Source organism: Pseudomonas sp., assembly GCF_035277045.1.
Classification (GTDB): domain Bacteria; phylum Pseudomonadota; class Gammaproteobacteria; order Pseudomonadales; family Pseudomonadaceae; genus Aquipseudomonas.
The window spans coordinates 37,983-56,437 of sequence record NZ_DATELE010000219.1; the positions used below are offsets into that span (position 1 = coordinate 37,983).

Here is an 18,455-nt window from a genome sequence, read left to right on the forward strand (position 1 = left end):
ATCAGGATTTGTCCTTGTTCAGGCGATTGGCGACCCAGGTCAGCACCAGCACGAAAAAGAAGTACGAGATCACCAGGGCGCTGTTGAAGTGGCCGCTGCTGTTGCGCATGTTGTTCAGGTACACCTGCAGCGTCTCGTAGCGGGTGCCGACCAGCAGGTTGGCGAACACGAATTCGCCGAACAGGAACGAGAACGACAGCAGCAGCGCCACCAGCAGGCCCTTGCGCAGGTTGGGCAGCACCACCAGGAACGCCGCCTGCCAGGTGCTGGCGCCAAGCAGCTGGGCCGCGTCCATCAGGTCGCGCAGGTTGATCGCCTGCAGGTTGTTGGTGATCGCCCGGTACATGAAGGGCAGGGCGATGGTGAAGTAGCAGCCGATCAGGATCCACGGCGTGCCGACCATGGCCATCGGCCCGCTGCCGTACAGCTGCAACAGGCCCACCGACGACACCACTGGCGGCACGGCGAACGGCAGCAGGATCAGGATGTTCATCAGCGCGTCCAGCCGTGGAAAGTGGTAATGCACCACGAACAGCAGCGGCAATATCAGCAGCACCGACAGCACCAGCGCGCCCACGCACACCAGCAGCGACTGGCCAAAGGCCGCCAGGAAGCGCGCGTCGGTCCACACCGCCACGTACCATTTCAGGGTCAGCCCGCTGGGCAGCAGGCTCGCCGACCAGCTGGTCGATACCGAGTAGAGCAGGGTGCCTGCCAGGGGCAGCAGCAGGATCAGAAACAGCCCATATACCACCACGCGATGGTAGAGGCCGCCGGAGCCGGGTTCAGCGCGCATGGTAGCTCCTTCGCAGTAGCCATTGATGGACCATCGTCACCAGCGTCATCAGCCCCACCAGCAGCATTGCCAGGGCGCTGGCCAGGTTCGGGTCGAGGGTGATGTCGCCGGCCACCAGCGCGGCGATGCGGATCGTCAGCACGTTGAAGTTGCCGGTGGTCAGGGCGTACACCGTGGCATAGGCGCCCAGGGCGTTGGCCAGCAGGATGACGAAGGTGCCCAGCAGCGCCGGAGTCAGCACCGGCAGGCCGATGTGGCGCCAGTATTGCCAGGCGCTGGCGCCCAGCAGCGCCGAAGACTCGCGCCAGTCTTCGCGCAGCGCGTCGAAGGCGGGGTAGAGCAGCAGCACGCCCAGCGGGATCTGGAAGTAGGTGTACACCAGGATCAGTCCGGTCTTGGAATACAGGTTGAAATCCTCGATCACCCCGGCCTGCTTGAGCAGCAGGGTCAGCGCGCCGTTGAAACCGAGCAGGATGATGAAGGCGAATGCCAGCGGCACGCCGCTGAAGTTGCTGGTCATGTTGGCGAAGGCACTGACGAAGTCGCGCAGACGCGAATCCACCTGGCGCAGCGAGTAGGCGCCCAGCACCGCCACCAGGATGCCGATCAGGCTCGACCAGAAGCTGATCTCCAGGCTGTGCTGGATGGCCTGGCGGTGAAAGCGTGAGGTGAAGACCTTGATGAAGTTGTCGAGGCCCCAGCCGGCTTCGCTTTGCACGCTGTGGATCGCCACCCAGGCCAGCGGGGCGATCTGGAAGATGATGAAGAAGACGCAAAATGGCAACAGGCACAGCAGGGCGAGCAAGCGACCGCGTTTGATCGAGTTCACGTCAGCAGCTCCCGGCACACGGGCTTGTCATGGGCGGCCCCGAGCAGCTCGCAGATGGTGCCGCACAGCTCGGTCTGCAGCGGCTTGACGTTGGGGTCCAGGCTGAAGGCCTCGCCGAAGACGAACAGCGGCACCTCGCGCTCCTCGGCCAGCAGGCCGTTGTGCGAGCGGTCGTTGTTCATGCCGTGGTCGGCGGTCACCAGCACCTGGTAACCCTCTTCGATCCAGCGGGGCAGGTAGTCGGCCAGCAGGATGTCGGCGGTGCGGGCGCTGTTGCGGTACTGGCTGCTGTCCAGGCCATGGCGGTGGCCGGCGTCGTCGATGTTCATCGGATGCACGAGCAGGAAGTTTGGCGCGTGGCGCCGGCGCAGGTATTCGGCGTCGGCCAGCAGGTGCGAGTCGGGGTAGTGGTCGGCGTAGTAGAACAGGCCGTGCTGGATGGGCAGCTTTGGGGCGTGGGTGTGGCGGTCGCGCAGGGGGTCGAAGGGGGAGCGGTTGTAGAGTTCGCTGATCCAGTGGTAGGCGGCCGCGGCGGTGCTCAGGCCGGCTTCGCGGGCGTAGTGGAAGATGCTGCGCTGGTTGGAGAGGCGGTTGATGTTGTTGTGGACGATGCCGCTGTCGATGGGGGGAACGCCGGTGAGGATGCATTCGTACAGGGGGCGCGACAGCGAGGGGAGTTCGCATTCCAGGCGGTAGAGCGCGGCGCGGTCGGCTTCGACGTAGGCGTGGAGGTGGCCCATGGCGTGGTGGGCTACCTGGTGGTTGAGGCCGTCCAGGAGGACCAGGATTACGTTGTGCTTCATGGGGGTGGGCCTGGTTGGGTGGCTCGGGGTTTGGGTGAATATCCATTTGATTTAGGGGCGCTGGGTATGGTTTCGCCCTTACGGCGAGTCACTTTTTCCATTCGATGAAAAAGTAACCAAAAAATCTTGCCCCTTCATGGGCCCTACGCTGCGCTTCGGGTCCCCTCGCTCCGGTGTCGATACGGGGCTGCGCGGCCCTGCTCGCGCCTTCGGCTTCGCCGAAGGTGGGCTGCGCCCACGCCCCTCCTCGACACCTCCACTCGGCCTGCTGAAAGGGGCGGTAGATCAAGAGCAAGATCAAGATCAAGAGCTACAGCGCTCGGGTTACTCCATCTCGATGATCACCTGCTCTTGCCACTTCTGAGGCAGGGTCTTGGAGGTTGCTTCCCAGGCGGCGGCGTCCTTGATCGGCTGGGCGGCGCCGTATTGTTCGTTCGGCAGCAGCTTGGCCTGGACGTCCGCTGGGAGCTTGAGGTGCTCGGCGCGGATGGGGCGGGCGTGGCCGATGGCGAGGTTGGTCTGGCCAGCGTCGCTGAAGATGTACTCGCGGGCCAGCTTGGCCGCATTGGGGTGCTTGGCGTACTTGTTGATGATGGTGGTGTAACCAGAAATCACCGAACCATCGGACGGGATCAGCACCTCGAAGCGGCTTGGGTCGATCTGTTCACGATAGCTCAGACCGTTGAAGTCCCACACCACGCCGACTTCCACCTCGCCCTTTTCGAGGGTCTGGATGGTCGGGTTGGCCAGCGACAGGCGCTTTTGCTGGGCCAGCTTGGTGAACAGCTGCAGGCCGGGTTCGATGTTCTTCTCGTCGCCCTTGTAGGCGATCGCGGCGGCGAGCACGCCGTTGGCGGCCTGGGCGGCGGTGCCGACGTCACCGATGGCGACCTTGTACTTGCCTTTTTCCAGGTCGTGCCAGGTTTTCGGGCGTTCGCCTTCCTTGACCAGCTGCTTGTTGATGATGAAGGCAATGGTGCCGGTATAGGCCAGCGCCCAGTGGCCGTCCTGGTCTTTCGCCCACGCCGGGACCTGGTCCCAGGTGCTTGGCTTGTAGGGCTGGGTCACGCCCTTGGCCACCGCGATGGGGCCGAAGGCGGCGCCGACGTCACCGATGTCGGCGCTGGCGTTGTCCTTCTCGGCGTCGAACTTGGCGACTTCTTGCGCCGAGCTCATGTCGGTGTCGCTGTGCTTGAGGCCGTATTTGCTGGCCAGGTCCGCCCAGGTGCCTTTCCAGTTGGCCCAGGCATCGGGCATGCCCACGCTGTTGACCACGCCTTCCTTGCGGGCGGCGTCTTCCAGGGCCTTGAGGTCGGGGCCGGCGGCCATGACCGAGGTGCTCAGGGCAATGGCCGAGCCGAGCAGTGACGCCATGAAGAACTTTTTCATCCGAAGCTCCTTTGGGGTGCCTTGCAATCGTTGTGAGGGCAGACCTTGTGTGGGGTGGTCTAGGTCAGCAATACCTGAGCCAAATTAGGGCGGGTGCGTGACAGTTTGATGTAGCCCGCGCCAGAGGCAGACCCTGGGTTTACAGCGTAGACCATCTTCAACTGGCTGATACGCAAGGGGTTGACCGGATGTTGCAGGGGCTGGGGTGCCCGCGTGTCATCGGATGGTCATTGGGGCTGCCTAGGCTTGCACTATTCTCCAAGCCTTGGGGAAGTGCCCCGCCGGGGTGCTGGACTAGTCCAGGTGGGTAGCCCTGATGCGGTCATTGCCAGCGCGTGCGGTAACAGCCATTTGCCAGGCCCTGCAGGAGCAGATCGAGCACGGGTTGCTGGCGCCTGGCGGGAAGTTGCCGGCCGAGCGGGTGCTGAGCGAGGTGTTCGCGACGACGCGGATCACTTTGCGAGAAGCGTTGGTGCAGCTGGAGGCGCAGGGGCTTGTCTATCGGGAGGAGCGGCGGGGCTGGTTTGTTGCCGGACGGCGGTTGATCTACGACCTGGGTGAGCGGAGTCATTTCGAGGTGATGGTGCGACGGCAGGGACGCGAGCCTGCAACCGAGTTGCTGTCGGCGCGGTTGGTGCCGGCCAGTGCGGCAATCTGCGCGCGGCTCGGGTTGGCGGGGTTGTCGAGTGTGATCCAGGTGTGTCGGCTGCGGCGGATTGACGGGCGGGCGGTGCTGTATGTGGAGCGGTATCTGAATCCTGGTTATTTTCCGGGGATTCTTGAGTTGGAACTGGGAGGCTCGTTGACGCAGACCTATGCCCGGTATTACGGGATTGAGTATGGGCAGGTGTGTTTCGAGGTGCTGCCCACGGCATTGCCTGGTGCGGCGGCGGGAGCCTTGAAAGTGTCGGTGGGGAGTCCGGGGCTGAATATCACCCGGATCAACAGCGACCGGCAAGGGCGAGTGATTGATTGTGATCTGGAATATTGGCGGCATGATGCCATTTGTATCCGGGCAATTGCCCGATGAGGCTGGTTTCCTGACCCCGGGACCGGGGCGCGGGGTTGCCGGGCCGGGGGCTGAGATCGCCTTGGGTGGAAGACAGTTGCTCCCACAAATGCCCTGGCTGCGCCGGGCATTGCTGCGCCCGGGACTGCGAAGCAGTCCCTTGTGGGAGCCTTGTGCCGCGATCGAGGGCGAAGCCCTCGCCGGGGCGCATCACTACCGCGTTGTGCGATGTCGGCAGGGGACCAAGACAATTGCTCCAAGGCCCGCCGGACCCGGCCCGGGGATCTCCGGCCTGCTAGCGGTCAGCCCTCCACGCCACCCTTGACCGGCACCGTCTCTCCCCCCGCCGTGATCACCTGCACCGACAACCGCGGCGTCGCGAGATCCAGCCCGGCCTCGTCCAGCTGGCGCTTCAACGCCAGGTTGAACGCGCGTGACACTTCCCACTGCTTGATCGGCGCGGTCTTGAAGCGGGCGCGCAGAATCGCCGAACCGGACTCGAAACTCTCCACCCCTTGCAACTCCAGCGGCGACCAGATATTGCGGCGCATCAGCGGGTCGTTGCGCAGCTTCTGGCCGACATCGCGGATCAGGCCGATCGCCTGGTCGATGTTCATGCTGTGGGGGATGGCGATACGGAAGATCGCGTAGCCGAACTCGCGCGAGTAGTTCTTGATGCTCTTGATCTCGCTGAACGGAATGGTATGCACGATGCCGTCGATATCACGCAGGCGCACGGTGCGGATGGTCAGCCCCTCGACCGTGCCCAGGTGGCCGCCGACATCGACGTAGTCGTCGATCGCCAGCGAGTCCTCGATGATGATGAACAGGCCGGTGATCAGGTCGGCCACCAGCGACTGGGCACCGAAACCGATCGCCAGGCCGATGACACCGGCACCGGCCAGCAGCGGCGTGACGTTCATGCCCATGTTGGCCAGCGCGACGATCACCGCGATGATGAAGATGGCCACGAACATGACGTTGCGGATCAGCGGCATCATGGTCTGCGCGCGGGCATTGGCAAGGCCTCGGCGCGAGCCCACCAGCGCATGGTGCACCGCGGTGTCGGCCAGGATCCACACCAGCCAGGCAGCAATCAGCGTGCCCATCAGGCCCAGCAGGCGCAGGCTTACGTCATGCCCTTCGCCTTCGGCGAAACTGATCAGCGACAGCCCCCACACCCGCAGCCCCAGCTCGATGAACAGCAGCCAGATGAACAGGTGCACCAGGGTGTAGCCAAAGTTGCGCAGGCGCTCGGCATACACCACGTGGCGGCGGTTGCTGCGCGGCTTGAGCGCATGCCGGCGGACCAGCCCGTTGAGCACCATGCAGATCACCACCAGCACCGTGCACATCAGCGACTGGCGCAACGCCGTGCTGGTGTCGCCGGCCGAAACAAAGGTGGCGAACAGCGAGATCCCCACCAGCACCATCGCCGGCAGATACCAGAAGCTGCCCAGGATCGACAGCGTGTCGTTCAGGGCTCGCCGATTGAGCCGCCGCGCCAGCGGCTGGTTGCGGATCAGATGACCGATCGGTCGGCGGAAACGGAGGATGAACAGCGCCGTGGACAACGCCGCCAGCACGTTGGCCAGGGTCGCCAGGCCATGGGCCAAGTGCGTGCCCAGGGCCGTGGTGAGGCGCGGGTCGTTCATCGCCTCGCCAAAGGCCGCGAAGCTGCCGATGAACCACAGCGGGCGAAACGCCTGGTGGCGCAGGATGTACAGGGCACGGTGGCGGTGCGGGCCGTCGAGCAGCGAGAAGGCGATCACGCAGATCGCCGAGAAGCAGGTGCCGACCACCAGCGCGTACGCCAGCACCATCGCCATCGATTTGCCCAGCGAAGAGGGCAGGGCAAAGCTCAGGTACACGGTGAACACCAGCGCCACCAGCCAGGGCCCCAGCTTGCGCAGGGCAAAGCGCACCAGGTCCCAGGTGCGCGGGTGCTGCGGCAGCTCCTCGGTCAGGCCGAAGCGCACGCGCACCCGGTGGCCGATCCAGTTGAAGGCGTAGGCCAGCAGGCTCCAGACAGCGATGATCGCGGCGAATCCGAACAGGATCGCCGGCCACTGGTGCACCGGCACCACCAGGTCGGAAAGCTCGGCATGCGCCTGTTCCATCTCCAGCGCCCAGCGCCGGAACGGGCTGGCATCGCCGCTGAACTGTTTTTCGAAATCGTGCAGGGTCCCGCCGATCAGGCCCAGCACGCCCTGGTCCTGGGCCGGCTGGGCCTGGCGGGTGCTGTCGCGCAGCTTTTTCAGATCGCCCAGCAGCTTGGTACGTTGCTGGTCGTTCTCCAGGGTCTTGATCACCTCGTCGAGGGACTTGCCCAGCGGCTCGGTGGATTCGGCCTGGGCGGGCGCGCTCGAACCGAGCAGGCCGGGCAGGCCGGCGGCCTGGACAGGGGCGATGAACAGGAACAGCAACAGCAGGGTCAGGCTACGCAGGAGAGCAGGCACCGGAAAATCTACCTCAGGGTCAAACGAATGCCCGAGTGTAGAGGATTTTTCAGGCCAGTTTCTCGAGGATCTTCCAGCACATCAGCCCGAGCATGCCCATGGTGCCGATCCACATCATCAGCACGCCTATGTTGCGCTCGCGAAAACTGAAACCCACGGTCAGCAACGCCAGGCCGGCGATGACCGGGATAAACATGGAATGGAAGGCGGTCATGGGCAAGGTCCTTGTGCGGGGGAGACGCTCTACTACAAGGATAGGCCTGATTCCAGAGGTGTGGCTTGATCGGGATCAGTGGGTGCGCAGGCGAGGGAGGGGCGTTCCATCAGGGCAGGCAGTCAGGAAGGGGCCCCTGATCTCAAGGGCCCCCGAACCTGCCGCCTCAGGGCAGATCCTGGCTACGGTAGAACGCCGTCAGCACCTTCACCAGGTGCGCCAGGTCCTGGCTCCCGCACAATTCGCGGATCGAGTGCATGGCAAAGGTCGGCAAGCCGATATCGACCGTGCGCACGCCCAGGTGCCCGGCCATGATCGGCCCGATGGTCGAGCCGCAGCCCATGTCGCTGCGCACCACGAAGCTCTGAACCGGGACTTCCTCGGCCATGCACAGGTGGCGGAAGAACCCGGCCGTCTCGCTGTTAGTGGCGTAGCGCTGGTTGTTGTTGACCTTGATCACCGGCCCGGCGTTGAGCTTGGGCCCATGGTTGCCGTCGTGCTTGTCGGCGTAGTTGGGGTGCACGCCGTGGGCGTTGTCGGCCGACACCAGCAGCGAGCGCTGGATGGTCCGCACGAAGTCATCGCCCTCGGGCAGCAGGCGGCGCAGGGTCTGTTCGAGCATCGGGCCGTCGGCGCCGCAGGCCGAGCAGGAGCCGACTTCCTCGTGGTCGGTGGCGACCAGCACGCAGGTCTCGTCGCTGTCGGCCGCCAGCAGCGCCTGCAGGCCGGCGAAGCATGACAGCAGGTTGTCCAGGCGGGCACCGGCGATGAAGTCGCCGTTCAGGCCGATCAGCGCGGCATCCTGGGTGTCGTAGAAGCTCAGCTCGTAGTCGAGCACCACGTCCGCGTTGAGCTGGTGCTCGCGGGCCAGCTGCTCGGTGAGCAGGGCGCGGAAGTCGATGCGCTCGTCACCGGCCACCTGGGCCAGGATCGGCGGCAGCTCGTTCTGCGGGTTGATCGTCCAGCCTTCGTTGGCGGTGCGGTTCAGGTGGATGGCCAGGTTGGGAATGATCGCGATCGGCAGCTTGAAGTCGACCAGCTGGCTTTCGACCTTGCCGTCACGGCGGAAGGTAACCCGCCCGGCCAGCGACAGGTCGCGGTCGAACCAGGGGGCGAGCAGCGCGCCGCCGTAGACCTCGACGCCCAGTTGCAGGAAGCCCAGGCGCTGCAGCTCAGGCTGCGGCTTGACGCGCAGGCACGGGCTGTCGGTGTGGGCGCCGACCAGGCGGATCCCGCCCATCAGCGGCGAATGGCGGCCCAGCTTGATGGCGATGATCGAGGAATCGTTGCGGGTCAGGTAGTAGCGACCACCGGGCACGGTCGCCCAGCTGTCGCGCTCGTCCAGGCGCTGGTAGCCGGCGGCCTCGAGGCGCATGGCCATGCTGGCGGTGGCGTGGAAGGGCGTGGGGGAAGACTTGAGGAAATCGATCAGGCCTTGGTTCAGGGCATCGCGCATAAAACACTCCAGACAGCAGTGGCGCGAGTTTAGCGTAATTGGGTGGGGATTGTGTCGCCCCTGTTCGCGGGCAAGCCCGCTCCCACATGTGCAGCGCTGGCCCCAAGAGCAGCGCGGTACCTGTGGGAGCGGGCTTGCCCGCGAACAGGGTAGACTCGGTCCGTCAGAACGGCGCCGGGCACTCGAACTTCAACCGCTCCCCGGAAACCGGGTGGGTGAAGCTCAGCATGCTCGCGTGCAGGCACAGCCGCTCATGGGCCGCCAGCGCTTCGGGGTTGGCATACAAGCGGTCCCCCAGCAGCGGATGCCCGATCGACAGCATATGCACGCGCAACTGGTGCGAGCGCCCGGTGATCGGCGTCAGCTCGACCCGGCAATGATCCCCGCACCGCTCGAGCACGCGCCAGAACGTCAGCGCATGCTTGCCCAGCTCGTGGTCGACCACATGCCGCGGCTTGGTCGGCGGGTCGTAGCGCAGCGGCAGATCGATACTGCCGCTGTCCAGCGCTGGCTGGCCCCAGCACAGAGCGGTGTAGGCCTTCTCAGTCTCGCGGTCGTGAAATTGCCGGGACAGCTCGCGGTGGCTGTCGGCATCACGGGCCAGGAGGATGATCCCCGAGGTTTCCCAGTCGAGCCGGTGGACGATCAGGGCATCGGGGTAGCCGTTTTCCTGCAGGCGGGTGATCAGGCAGTCCTTGTTGTCGTCGGCCCGTCCAGGCACCGAGAGCAGCAGGGTAGGCTTGTTGATCACCAGGATGGCGGCGTCTTCATACAGGACGTGGACATTCGACAGCGGCATTGCGAGTTCTCTGCAAACACCAACGGCGACGGACGGACCCGGCAACTGTCTTGCCGGCCCGGCCGTCGCCGTGGCGGATTACCCGGGGCGCCGATCAGCGATCGGGCAAGGTGATGTTAAGTTCCAGGATCGAGCAGCTGCCCTGGTTTTCCAGAGCGACCTGCACATCATCGGAGCCGATATTGACGTACTTGCGGATCACCTCGACCAGCTCCTTCTGCAAGGCTGGCAGGTAGTCCGGGGTACTGCGCTGACCGCGCTCGTGCGCCACGATGATCTGTAGACGCTCTTTCGCGACAGAGGCGGTGCTTACTTTTTTGCTGGCACGAAAGAAGTCAAAAAGGTTCATGGGTTAGTTGCCTCCAAACAGGCGCTCGAAGAATCCCTTCTTCTTCACATCAAGGAATCGGTGTTCCACTTTTTTGCCCAGCAGGCGGTCAACAGTATCACTGTAGGCCTGGCCGGCATCGCTCTGGTCGTCGAGGATCACCGGCACGCCCTGGTTGGATGCCTTGAGCACCGCCTGCGACTCGGGAATCACGCCCAGCAGCGCGACCGACAGGATTTCCTTGACGTCCTCGACGCCCAGCATCTCGCCCTGGCTGACGCGCTCGGGGTGATAGCGGGTGATCAGCAGGTGTTCCTTGATCGGGTCTTCGTTGCGCTCGGCGCGGCGCGACTTGCTGGCCAGCAGGCCGAGCATGCGGTCCGAGTCACGCACCGACGATACTTCCGGGTTGGTCACGACGATGGCTTCGTCGGCGAAATACATCGCCAGGTGGGCGCCTTTCTCGATACCGGCCGGCGAATCGCAGACCACGTACTCGAACTGCTCCTTGAGCTCCATCAGGACCTTTTCGACGCCTTCCTGGGTCAGCGCGTCCTTGTCGCGGGTCTGGCTGGCGGCCAGCACGTACAGGTTCTCAAGGCGCTTGTCCTTGATCAGGGCCTGCTGCAGGTTGGCCTCGCCGTTGACCACGTTGACGAAGTCGTACACCACGCGGCGTTCGCAGCCCATGATCAGGTCGAGGTTACGCAGGCCGACGTCGAAGTCGACGATGACAGTCTTGTGGCCGCGCAGCGCGAGGCCGGTACCAATAGCGGCGCTGGTGGTGGTCTTGCCCACACCACCCTTGCCGGATGTAACCACGAGAATCTTGGCCAAGGTGCTTCACCCCTAAAGAAAAGGACGTCGAGTCCCTAAAAATGCAAAAAACGGCAACATGGAAACAAGTTGCGCAGAAAATGGCGGCAAGTATCCGTTAAAGGCGGGTGATGTTCAACACGTCACCGGCCAGGCTGACCTGCACCCCGGCGCCCCACAGCGGGTCACGGCGAAGGTCTTCGGATACCTTGTACTGGCCAGCGATCGAGAGCATTTCGGCGGTCATCTGCGCACAGAAGATCCGCGCTCTGGTATTGCCCTTGATACCCGCAAGGGCCCGGCCGCGCATCGCGCCGTACACATGGATATTGCCATCGGCGAGAAGTTCCGCACCCGGGCTGACCGACGACACCACTACCAGATCCCCACCTTGAGCATAGATCTGCTGGCCGCCGCGCACCGGCGAAGTGATGATGCGCGTCGGTTTGATTTCAGGCTCGGCCGGCGCGGGGGGGGCCGGAGGCGGCTCGGGCTGCTTTACCTCGGGCTCGGGCTCGAGCGCGCGCTCGCGGGCGCCGGAGGGCGGCAGCACCGGCATGTCGATGGCGATCGCCGCGGCGATGTCCTCGATGCGGCTGGCACGGATCGCCAGGGTCCGCAGGCCGTGATGGCGGCAGACGCGCATCAGGCCGGGCAGGTCGATGGCGCCGCTGCCCGCGGGCAGCTTGTCCAGGGCCAATACCAGCGGCGTATTGCTGAAGAAATTGGGCGCCAGCGCCACTTTCGCCGCCAGTTGCCGGTCGAGGGCTTCGAGGTCGTTCTGGGCCAGTTCCAGCACAGTAATGGCAAGCATGCTGCCCTTGAGCTGGAACACGGGTACGGAGTCGGGTGTCTGGTTGAGGCTCATGGTCTGCATAGACGGCTTGTAACGATAAAAGTGCCCAAGGTTATAACGATTACCTGGGTTAGCCGCAACCAGCAGCGAACCGTTGTAGAATGCCCGGCCCATGTCTTTGTGGAAGCTTCAATGGATCGCCCGCGTTTTCGTCCCCTTTTCCTGCACCCGCGTTTCTGGGGCCTGTGGCTGGGCCTGGGCCTGCTGTGGCTGCTGGTACAGCTGCCCTACAAGGCCCTGCTCGGGCTCGGCCGCGCGCTGGGTGCGCTGATGTACCGGGTTGCCGGTGAGCGTCGGCGGATCGCCGCGCGCAACCTGCAGCTGTGTTTTCCCGAGCTGTCCGACGACGAACGGCAGCGCCTGCTGAAGGAAAACTTCGCCTCGACCGGCATCGCGTTCTTTGAAATGGCCATGAGCTGGTGGTGGCCCCAGGCCAGGCTGGCGCGGCTGGCGCACATCGAAGGCATCGAGCACCTGCAGGCCGCGCAGCAGCAAGGGCAGGGTGCCATCCTGATGGCCGTGCACTTCACCACCCTGGAGATCGGCGCCGCGCTGCTCGGGCAGCGGCATACCATCGACGGCATGTACCGCGAGCATGGCAACCCGCTGTTCGACTTCATCCAGCGCCGCGGCCGCGAGCGGCACAATGCTGATTCGCTGGCGGTGGAGCGCGACGATGTGCGCGGCATGCTCAAGCTGCTGCGCAAGGGCCGGGCGATCTGGTATGCCCCGGACCAGGACTATGGCGCCAAGCAGAGCGTGTTCGTGCCGTTGTTCGGCATTCCCGCGGCGACGGTCACCGCGACCACCAAGTTCGCCCGGCTGGGCAAGGCGCAGGTGATCCCGTTCACCCAGCGGCGGCTCACGGATGGCAGCGGGTACCGGCTGGTGGTGCATCCGCCGCTGGCGGATTTCCCGGGAGAGAGCGAAGAGGCCGACTGCCTGCGGATCAACCAGTGGGTGGAAGGGGTGCTCCGCGAGTGTCCCGAGCAGTACCTGTGGGCACACCGCCGGTTCAAGTCACGGCCGCCGGGGGAGCCGAAGCTCTACGACAAGAAATAGCGGTGGCCACCTGTGGGAGCGGCCTTGTGCCGCGATCGGGCCCGAATGGGCCGTAGAACCGGCTATCATGGTGAATCAGGCAAGTTGGCATTGCCTGTTCTTCGGCCCCTCCGGGCCCGATCGCGGGACAAGCCCGCTCCCACAGATGGAATCTACTCCGCGATCTGCAACTTCCGCGCCTGGGTGTACACATACCGCACCTTCTCATACTCGAACGGCGAGTTGAGCTGGCCATAGCGGAAGCTGGTGGTATACCGCTTGTCCACCGCGCGCAGCACGGTCAGCGCCGGCTGGTCATCGCTGGCATCGGCGAAGTCCAGGTAATTGGCCTCGCGCTCGCCCAGGTAATCCGCCACCAGCCCCGTGGTGTCGCGCAGGTTCGAGGGCCCGAACACCGGCAGCATCAGGTAGGGCCCTTCATCCAGCCCATAGAAGCCCAGCGTCTGCCCGAAGTCCTCGCTCTGGCGCGGCAGGCCCATCCTGGTCGCCGGATCCCACAGCCCGCCCACACCGAGAATGGTGTTGAACATCAAGCGCGCGGTGATCTGCCCCGAGCGCTGCAGTTTCAGCTGCATCAGGCTGTTGGCCAGGCTCGACACATCGCCCAGGTTGTTGAAGAAGTTGCTCACCCCCGTGCGCACGAAATGCGGGGTGATGTACCGGTAGCCGCTGACCGTCGGCAGGAACACCCACTGGTCGAAGCGGTAGTTGAAATGATAGATGCGCCGGTTCACCGATTCGAACGGGTCGTACACGTTGAGCGCATCGAAGGTCGAGCGCTCGAACTCGCGCTGGTCGAGCCCCGGGTTGAATTTGAGCGCACGCAGCGGATCGGTGAAACCATCGCTTTCAACCGCGGGCGTGTCGATCACGTCGGCTTCGATCACGCTGGTACGCGGGGCGGTCTCGGCTGCCATCGCGCCAGTGCTCGCCACCAGGGCGGAGACGATCAAGAGGTGCTTAACCACGGAAGAACTCCAGCATGGCGTCGCTGTTGACGCGGTAATTGAGGTTGCCGCAATGCCCGCCGTGGGGATAGAGCGTGAGCCGGTCGCCGAATACCTGGCGCAGGAAACCGATGTCGCCCGGGCCGAGGATGACGTCGTCGGCGTTGTGCATCACGGCGATCTTCGGGCTTGTCGCGAGGTAGTCCTTCAGCGCGTACAGGCTCACCTGGTCGTTGAGCTGCAGCAGGCTGCCGCCATCGCTGCGGGCGCGCCACATCGGGATCACCTGCTCGCTCAGGTAGCAGTCGAAGTCGCACTGCAGGGCCCGCTTGAAGAACGGCGTGAGGCTGCTGCCCTCGCTGATCGGGTACTTGGGCGGAATGATCAGCCCACGACGGTTGATCAGGTCGGAGGTGAACGCGATATCGGCCGCCGAGAAGCGGAACGAGGTGCCGATGATCATCGCCATCTGCTCGTTCGACAGGTGCTGGCGCGATTGCTGGAAGTCGTAGAGCAGCGCCTCGTTCAGGTCGATGTAGCCCTTGTGGCGGAAGTACTGGGTCAGCTTGCTCAGCATCAGCTCATAGAAGGTGGTGTTGCTGCTGACGCCCTTCACCTCGGTCTGCACCAGCTTGTCGAGATTGGTGATCGAGGTGACCAGGTTGACCGGCGGGTTGAGCAGCAGCACGCGCTTGAAGTTGAAGCTGCGCCGGGTTTCGTCGAGCTTGGCGACGAAGGCTGCGTCGAGCGCGCCCAGGCTGTAGCCGCTGAGATGGAACTCGCTGACCGGCAGGCGCGGGTGCTGGGCGCGCACGCCCTGCATCACCCGGTACATGTCCTCGGCGTCCTCGCTGCTGATCCCGGGGGTGGCGAAGCGCGAGGCGGCGCTCATGAAGTCGTAGCTGGTGGGCGAGGACAGCTGCACCACGTGGAAGCCGGCCTGGTAGTAGAGCTTCTTCAGGTACTCGTTGATGCTGCTCGAGAACGGCGCGCCGGTGCCGGCGATCAGGAAGATCAGCGGCGCCTCGTGGTCCTGGCGGGCCAGGCGGTAGGTCAGCTTTTTCACCGGCCAGAAGTTGTCCGGCAAGGTGAACGAGCGCTCCGGGCGCAGGTTCAGGGTGTAGTCGTTCTGGGTGATGTCCTCATCGGTCGGCAGCGTCGGGCGCAGCTCCGGTGGGGTGGTGGCGATGGTCGCCTCGAACGGGTTGGTCAAGGGGTAGCCGTAGCTCGCGGCGTCGATGTCCCGCGCCGTCGCGGCCGCACTCAGGAGCACACCGCCGAGCACGGCAGCGAGGCGCATAGATCGAAGCATTCAAACCCCCATAGAGATACTGCAAAATGCGGTACGCAGGCTAAGACCCCGCGCACGGTGGCAAAGTTGCCGGGCGCTGGGGTATTTATCGCTCAAAACGTATCATCTGAACATACCACGCACGTATGCTGGCCGTTTGTAACCGTCGCCGGAGAGGCCTATGTCCCGTTCTTTACCTTTGATCGCCTTGCTGGCCTTTCTGGCCTTGTGGCTGGCCGCGAGCTACGGGGTGCGTTATGGGTTGATGGAAGATGGGCAGTGGGTCGGGCTGTGCGCCGAGCCTGGCGCGTACTGGCAATGCCAGGTGCGCTCGGTGCTGGGGCTGGGGATTCATTTCCGGGTGATCGCGTGGAGCGCGCTGGGGTTGGCCTTGATCGCCCAGGTGGTGCCGCGTCAGGGCGGGAGGTGGATTGCCGTGGCGGCGTTGGCGTTCGGCATTCCTGCGCTGGTGCTGTATACCGCAAGTCTTGCTGTGTTTGCCGTTGTATTGGCTGGACTGCGGTTGGTGCGGTCTTCCTGAGGCCATATCCCGACATTGCACCGGCGTTGCAGAGGGGGTACCAGACTGAGTTCTGTGCTACCTGCCAGCATCGCATAACTCGACATTTCTGCGCCCCGGTGAGGGCTACGCCCTCATTTCGCGCGGTCCGGCGTTCCGGCACAAGGCACGCTCCAACAATGCCCTGGCTTCGCCGGTCATAGGGATCTGGATTGCCGCAAACCGCGCCACAGCGCGATGGCCATCAACCCACTCACCACCGCCCAGACCCACGCCTGCTGATTGCTCAACCCTTCCTGATACAGCTGCGGCACGATCCCCATCCCGACAATCACCGCCAGCAACCTGATCTCCGCCTTGGGCGCCGCCGCAGGCCGCAGCAGGTACGCCAGCGCCGGCAACAGCAGCGCTGCGCTGGGGAAGCTGCGATAACGGGGATCGAACACCATCGCCAGCATGCTCACCGCCGCGGCAAACCCGGCCGCCGTCAGCCACCAGCCGGCTCTCGCCTCCAGCCAGGCAAACAGCCCTTGGCGCCAGCCGTCGCGGCGGGCCAGCGCCAGCGCCCCATGCGCCAGCACCAGCAGGTTCAGCCCGGCCAGCAACAGCGCCCAGACCCACTCCTCGGCAAACCGCGCATTGGTGCGCATCAGCTCGCCCCACAACCCCAGGCACCCCGCGCCCAGGGCCGCCAGGAAGGGCAGCAGCACAGCGGCGCGGCGATCACGCGCAGGCCCGGCCAGCATCAGCGTCGAAGCAAACAGCACCACCCCGGCCAGCAACCACTGGGGCCACAACGGCAGATTGCTCACCGGCCCTTCAAGCACCCCCTTGTCGTGGCGATCCGCGTCATACAGCCCCCAGTACCCGCCCACCGCGCCTTCACTGGCGCGCTTCCAGGGCTGGTCGAACGCCTCGATCAGGTTGTAGTGCCAGCCGTGCTGCTCGGCCATCGCCACGAACCCGCGGATGAACTTCGCCTCGTTGACCCGGCTCGGCAGGGCGGTCTCGCGCTGGCGGCCCTCGCTGGGCCAGCCGGTCTCGCCGATGACGATGTCCTTGGGCGCGAAGCGCTCGCCAAACTGCCTGCGCACCTCGCCGACATGCGCCAGCGCATCCTCGATCCCACGCGGATCATCCTCCCAGTAGGGCAGCAGATGGATGGTCAGGAAATCCACCGCCGGGGCCACCTGCGGGTGCTGCAGCCAGAACTCCCAGACATCGGCGTAGGTGACCGGCACCTGCACCTGGCTTTTCACACGGTGGATCAGGCTGGCCAGGCGCTCGCCGGTGACTTCCTTGCGCAGCAAGGCCTCGTTGCCGACGATCACCGCGCTGACCACGTCCGGGTTGGCGTTGGCCTGGGCGATCAGCGCGGCGACTTCCTTGTCGGTGTCCACCGGGTTGGCGTTCACCCAGGCACCGAGCATCACCTTGAGCCCGTGCTTGCGCGCCAGCGCCGGGATTGCCTCAAGACCGGTCATCGAATAGGTGCGGATGCACTGGAATCGCTCGGCCAGCAGCGCCAGGTCGGCGTCCATGCGCGCCGGACGCAGCTTGAACGGCTGGTCGAACGGCGACTGGTCCTTGTCGAACGGCGTATAGGAGGCACACTGCAGTTTATGCGTGGCACTGGCCGCATCAGGCAGCTGCACCGGCTTGCCCAGCCCGTACCAGAGCCCCCCCAGGGCCAGCAAGGCGGCCACGCAGGCGAGCAGGTAGAAAGGCAGCAAAGGGCGGGCGGTGCCGGGCATGGGGCGGTCCGTCGACGAGGGCAAAGCGCCGATAGTAACCGCAAACGCCCGGCGTCAACGCTTTGGCATGCAAAGATCGCGCAGGGCAGGGGAGGCGCGTGGCGTTAATGGCTATGTGATGTCGTGGATCGCTGGCTGGAGGTCGCTGACAGATCAGGTTGTCCACCCCCGCAGGCCGATGATGCACTCTCCGAGACCTGACGAGGGGATGCTTTGATGAAAATGCGAAAACTCCTGGGAGTGGGCACCGCCCTGGCACTGGCCATCAGTGCCGCGCAGGCGATGGCCAAGGAAGTAAGCATTGGCTACGTGGACGGGTGGGCCGACAGCGTGGCGACCACTAACGTTGCCGCCGAAGTGATCAAGCAGAAGCTGGGCTACGACGTGAAGCTGCAGGCCGTGGCGACCGGCATCATGTGGCAGGGCGTGGCCACCGGCAAGCTCGACGCCATGCTCTCGGCCTGGTTGCCGGTGACCCATGGCGAGTACTGGACCAAGAACAAGGACGCGGTGGTCGACTACGGTCCCAACTTCAAGGATGCGCGCATCGGCCTGATCGTCCCCGAATACGTCAAGGCCACCAGCATCGCCGACCTCAAGACCGATGACAGCTTCAAGCAGAAGATCGTCGGCATCGACGCCGGCTCAGGCGTCATGCTCAAGACCGACCAGGCGATCAAGGACTACGACCTGACCGGCTACAAGCTGCAGGCAAGTTCCGGTGCCGCCATGACCTCCGAGCTCGGGCGCTCGTATGCCAAGCAGCAGTCCATCGCCGTCACCGGCTGGGTGCCGCACTGGATGTTCGCCAAGTGGAAACTCAAGTTCCTGGATGACCCGAAGGGCGTGTATGGCGCGGCCGAGACCGTCAACAGCATTGGCAGCAAGCAGCTGGCCACCAAGGCGCCCGAGGTGGCCGAGTTCCTGAAGAAATTCTCGTGGCAGTCCAAGGATGAGATCGGTGAAGTGATGCTGGCGATCCAGGAAGGCGCCAAGCCTGAAGCCGCGGCCAAGGATTGGGTGGCCAAGCATCCGGACCGGGTGAAGGAGTGGACGGGGAAATAAGGTCATCCAGTCCTGGATCCGCAGTGTCTGACCCATTCGCTGGCAAGCCAGCTCCCACGCGG

18 protein-coding genes are annotated in these 18,455 nt (G+C 64.7%); 4 read left to right on the forward strand and 14 right to left on the reverse strand.

From position 1 onward, the window contains the following. Position 1: 1 nt before the first annotated feature. The 4 genes from VJS90_RS12590 to VJS90_RS12605 all read right to left on the reverse strand — a co-directional run bounded on the left by VJS90_RS12590 (position 2) and on the right by VJS90_RS12605 (position 3,817). Positions 2–796: an ABC transporter permease gene (locus VJS90_RS12590; RefSeq protein ID WP_324121982.1), complete on the reverse strand. Its 795-nt coding sequence runs from the start codon at positions 794–796 to the stop codon at positions 2–4. After that, on the reverse strand, positions 786–1,625 hold the full coding sequence (locus VJS90_RS12595) for an ABC transporter permease (RefSeq protein ID WP_414704936.1): 840 nt from the start codon (positions 1,623–1,625) through the stop codon (positions 786–788). The genes VJS90_RS12590 and VJS90_RS12595 overlap by 11 nt, the downstream gene beginning before the upstream one ends. Further along, a complete protein-coding gene (locus VJS90_RS12600; RefSeq protein WP_324121983.1) occupies positions 1,622–2,428 on the reverse strand; it encodes an alkaline phosphatase family protein in 807 nt (268 codons plus the stop codon). Before VJS90_RS12600 ends, VJS90_RS12595 begins: the two co-directional genes overlap by 4 nt. Before the next feature lie 324 nt (positions 2,429–2,752). Beyond that, positions 2,753–3,817 carry an ABC transporter substrate-binding protein gene (locus VJS90_RS12605; RefSeq protein WP_324121984.1) on the reverse strand — a complete coding sequence of 355 codons (1,065 nt, stop codon included), beginning with the start codon at positions 3,815–3,817 and terminating at the stop codon, positions 2,753–2,755. 316 nt (positions 3,818–4,133) lie between these two features. Here VJS90_RS12605 and VJS90_RS12610 point away from each other — a divergent pair, with 316 nt between their 5' ends. Next, on the forward strand, positions 4,134–4,847 hold the full coding sequence (locus VJS90_RS12610; protein ID WP_324121985.1) for a UTRA domain-containing protein: 714 nt from the start codon (positions 4,134–4,136) through the stop codon (positions 4,845–4,847). A 281-nt stretch (positions 4,848–5,128) separates the two neighbouring features. Here VJS90_RS12610 and VJS90_RS12615 read toward each other — a convergent pair whose 3' ends face one another. The 7 genes from VJS90_RS12615 to minC all read right to left on the reverse strand — a co-directional run bounded on the left by VJS90_RS12615 (position 5,129) and on the right by minC (position 11,775). Further along, on the reverse strand, positions 5,129–7,285 hold the full coding sequence (locus tag VJS90_RS12615; protein WP_324121986.1) for a mechanosensitive ion channel family protein: 2,157 nt from the start codon (positions 7,283–7,285) through the stop codon (positions 5,129–5,131). 49 nt (positions 7,286–7,334) lie between these two features. Then, positions 7,335–7,499, reverse strand: coding sequence for a hypothetical protein (locus VJS90_RS12620; protein ID WP_324121987.1), 165 nt, complete (start codon positions 7,497–7,499; stop codon positions 7,335–7,337). A 166-nt stretch (positions 7,500–7,665) separates the two neighbouring features. Continuing rightward, a complete protein-coding gene (locus VJS90_RS12625; RefSeq protein WP_324121988.1) occupies positions 7,666–8,955 on the reverse strand; it encodes a M18 family aminopeptidase in 1,290 nt (429 codons plus the stop codon). A 163-nt stretch (positions 8,956–9,118) separates the two neighbouring features. Further along, positions 9,119–9,754, reverse strand: a complete 636-nt coding sequence (locus VJS90_RS12630; RefSeq protein WP_324121989.1) for an RluA family pseudouridine synthase — start codon at positions 9,752–9,754, stop codon at positions 9,119–9,121. 94 nt (positions 9,755–9,848) lie between these two features. Then, a complete protein-coding gene (gene minE, locus VJS90_RS12635) occupies positions 9,849–10,103 on the reverse strand; it encodes a cell division topological specificity factor MinE (protein ID WP_010224188.1) in 255 nt (84 codons plus the stop codon). Between the two features lie 3 nt (positions 10,104–10,106). Next, positions 10,107–10,919, reverse strand: coding sequence for a septum site-determining protein MinD (gene minD, locus VJS90_RS12640; RefSeq protein ID WP_324121990.1), 813 nt, complete (start codon positions 10,917–10,919; stop codon positions 10,107–10,109). Positions 10,920–11,016: 97 nt separating this feature from the next. Beyond that, positions 11,017–11,775, reverse strand: a complete 759-nt coding sequence (gene minC, locus VJS90_RS12645; protein ID WP_324121991.1) for a septum site-determining protein MinC — start codon at positions 11,773–11,775, stop codon at positions 11,017–11,019. Between the two features lie 111 nt (positions 11,776–11,886). Between minC and VJS90_RS12650 the strand changes: the two genes are divergently transcribed. Beyond that, positions 11,887–12,816, forward strand: a complete 930-nt coding sequence (locus VJS90_RS12650; RefSeq protein WP_324121992.1) for a lipid A biosynthesis lauroyl acyltransferase — start codon at positions 11,887–11,889, stop codon at positions 12,814–12,816. A 152-nt stretch (positions 12,817–12,968) separates the two neighbouring features. Here the strand turns inward: VJS90_RS12650 and VJS90_RS12655 are convergent, their stop codons facing one another. Further along, positions 12,969–13,784, reverse strand: coding sequence for a VacJ family lipoprotein (locus tag VJS90_RS12655; RefSeq protein WP_324121993.1), 816 nt, complete (start codon positions 13,782–13,784; stop codon positions 12,969–12,971). Further along, positions 13,777–15,075 (reverse strand): serine/threonine protein kinase, encoded by a 1,299-nt coding sequence (locus VJS90_RS12660; RefSeq protein WP_324121994.1) that lies wholly within the window; start codon positions 15,073–15,075, stop codon positions 13,777–13,779. Before VJS90_RS12660 ends, VJS90_RS12655 begins: the two co-directional genes overlap by 8 nt. Positions 15,076–15,235: 160 nt before the next feature. On the opposite strand from VJS90_RS12660, the gene VJS90_RS12665 reads away from it, so the two are divergent. Beyond that, positions 15,236–15,595 carry a hypothetical protein gene (locus VJS90_RS12665; protein WP_324121995.1) on the forward strand — a complete coding sequence of 120 codons (360 nt, stop codon included), beginning with the start codon at positions 15,236–15,238 and terminating at the stop codon, positions 15,593–15,595. A gap of 176 nt (positions 15,596–15,771) precedes the next feature. On the opposite strand, the gene VJS90_RS12670 is transcribed toward VJS90_RS12665, so the two are convergent. Further along, a complete protein-coding gene (locus tag VJS90_RS12670; RefSeq protein ID WP_324121996.1) occupies positions 15,772–17,328 on the reverse strand; it encodes a beta (1-6) glucans synthase in 1,557 nt (518 codons plus the stop codon). A gap of 216 nt (positions 17,329–17,544) precedes the next feature. Here VJS90_RS12670 and VJS90_RS12675 point away from each other — a divergent pair, with 216 nt between their 5' ends. Beyond that, a complete protein-coding gene (locus VJS90_RS12675) occupies positions 17,545–18,393 on the forward strand; it encodes a glycine betaine ABC transporter substrate-binding protein (protein ID WP_324121997.1) in 849 nt (282 codons plus the stop codon). The last annotated feature ends 62 nt before the right edge of the window (positions 18,394–18,455 follow it).

What these genes read in the sequence shown, in the direction of transcription:
- VJS90_RS12600 (WP_324121983.1), bottom strand. Translation starts at nt 2,428, where the DNA reads ATGAAGCACAACGTAATCCTGGTCCTCCTGGACGGCCTCAACCACCAG.
- VJS90_RS12660 (WP_324121994.1), bottom strand. Translation starts at nt 15,075, where the DNA reads ATGCTTCGATCTATGCGCCTCGCTGCCGTGCTCGGCGGTGTGCTCCTG.
- VJS90_RS12610 (WP_324121985.1), top strand. Translation starts at nt 4,134, where the DNA reads ATGCGGTCATTGCCAGCGCGTGCGGTAACAGCCATTTGCCAGGCCCTG.
- VJS90_RS12630 (WP_324121989.1), bottom strand. Translation starts at nt 9,754, where the DNA reads ATGCCGCTGTCGAATGTCCACGTCCTGTATGAAGACGCCGCCATCCTG.
- VJS90_RS12620 (WP_324121987.1), bottom strand. Translation starts at nt 7,499, where the DNA reads ATGACCGCCTTCCATTCCATGTTTATCCCGGTCATCGCCGGCCTGGCG.
- VJS90_RS12650 (WP_324121992.1), top strand. Translation starts at nt 11,887, where the DNA reads ATGGATCGCCCGCGTTTTCGTCCCCTTTTCCTGCACCCGCGTTTCTGG.
- VJS90_RS12665 (WP_324121995.1), top strand. Translation starts at nt 15,236, where the DNA reads ATGTCCCGTTCTTTACCTTTGATCGCCTTGCTGGCCTTTCTGGCCTTG.
- VJS90_RS12625 (WP_324121988.1), bottom strand. Translation starts at nt 8,955, where the DNA reads ATGCGCGATGCCCTGAACCAAGGCCTGATCGATTTCCTCAAGTCTTCC.
- VJS90_RS12590 (WP_324121982.1), bottom strand. Translation starts at nt 796, where the DNA reads ATGCGCGCTGAACCCGGCTCCGGCGGCCTCTACCATCGCGTGGTGGTA.
- VJS90_RS12670 (WP_324121996.1), bottom strand. Translation starts at nt 17,328, where the DNA reads ATGCCCGGCACCGCCCGCCCTTTGCTGCCTTTCTACCTGCTCGCCTGC.
- minC (WP_324121991.1), bottom strand. Translation starts at nt 11,775, where the DNA reads ATGCAGACCATGAGCCTCAACCAGACACCCGACTCCGTACCCGTGTTC.
- VJS90_RS12605 (WP_324121984.1), bottom strand. Translation starts at nt 3,817, where the DNA reads ATGAAAAAGTTCTTCATGGCGTCACTGCTCGGCTCGGCCATTGCCCTG.
- VJS90_RS12675 (WP_324121997.1), top strand. Translation starts at nt 17,545, where the DNA reads ATGAAAATGCGAAAACTCCTGGGAGTGGGCACCGCCCTGGCACTGGCC.
- minE (WP_010224188.1), bottom strand. Translation starts at nt 10,103, where the DNA reads ATGAACCTTTTTGACTTCTTTCGTGCCAGCAAAAAAGTAAGCACCGCC.